Consider the following 882-nt stretch of genomic DNA (forward strand, 5'->3'; position numbering starts at 1 on the left):
CCGCGTTGGTCAGCGGGCCGGTCGTCACCAGCGTGATCTCGCCCGGATTGGCCATGACCGTCTCGATGATGAAATCGACCGCATGTCCCGACGTGGCCTGCCGCACCGGCGTCGGCGCCGGCGGGTTGAACTTCTTCAGGCGATCGCCGAAGCGGGCGACAAGCCGTTTTTCGAAATGCACCGGCGCCTCCATGTCGGCCTTGGCGTTGCCGACGATCGGCCGCCACGCGCCGGCGTGAACCGGGATATCGTCACGCCCGGCGAGCGTCAGCGTGTTGAGGACGACGTTGGTGACCTGTTCGATCGGGCCGGCCGCACCGGTCACGGTGGTCACGCCCTCGAGCCGGAGTTTGGGATTGACCGCTGCAAACAGCACGGCGAGAATATCGTCGCCGGCTGAATCCACGTCGAGGATTATGCGTTCCATAAAGGCTTCCTTCACTGGGGATTTTTGCCGCCGGGTTCGGTGTTCCTGTCTACCGACAGCAGTTTCCGCATCGATTCCAGCGTCTCCGCGATGATCCTTGGACGCGCCCGGTAGGACAGCGCGAACAATGCGATCAGCGCAACGACATAGGGGACGGTGAGAACCAGGTAGGACGGATAGCCAAACGTCTGCAGGCGCAACGAAAAGGCATCGGCGAAGCCGAACAGCAGGCAGCCGGCCAGCACCTTCAGCGGATCGCCGTTGGAAAAGATCAGGATCGCCACCGCCATGAAACCACGGCCCGACGACATGTTTTCGGTGAACATGGTGATGTAGCCGAGGGACAGATGCGCGCCGGCGAGGCCCGCCAGCAATCCGCACAGCAGGGATGCGATGTAGCGGACGCGGGTGATCGAGATGCCAAGCGCCTCGGCGGCTTCCGGCTTTTCGCCGAC

1 protein-coding gene and 1 pseudogene are annotated in these 882 nt (G+C 63.5%); both read right to left on the minus strand.

The window, feature by feature from the left end; genetic code table 11:
* Nucleotides 1–427 (minus strand): nucleoside hydrolase (locus tag EOA22_RS35470; RefSeq protein ID WP_206521526.1); only part of this gene is annotated, 427 nt, incomplete at its 3' end.
* 11 nt (nt 428–438) lie between these two features.
* Nucleotides 439–882, minus strand: a pseudogene (locus tag EOA22_RS35475) (ABC transporter permease); the annotation flags it as partial.

It is taken from the genome of Mesorhizobium sp. M7A.F.Ca.US.014.04.1.1, from assembly GCF_003998745.1.
Lineage (GTDB): Bacteria > Pseudomonadota > Alphaproteobacteria > Rhizobiales > Rhizobiaceae > Mesorhizobium > Mesorhizobium ciceri.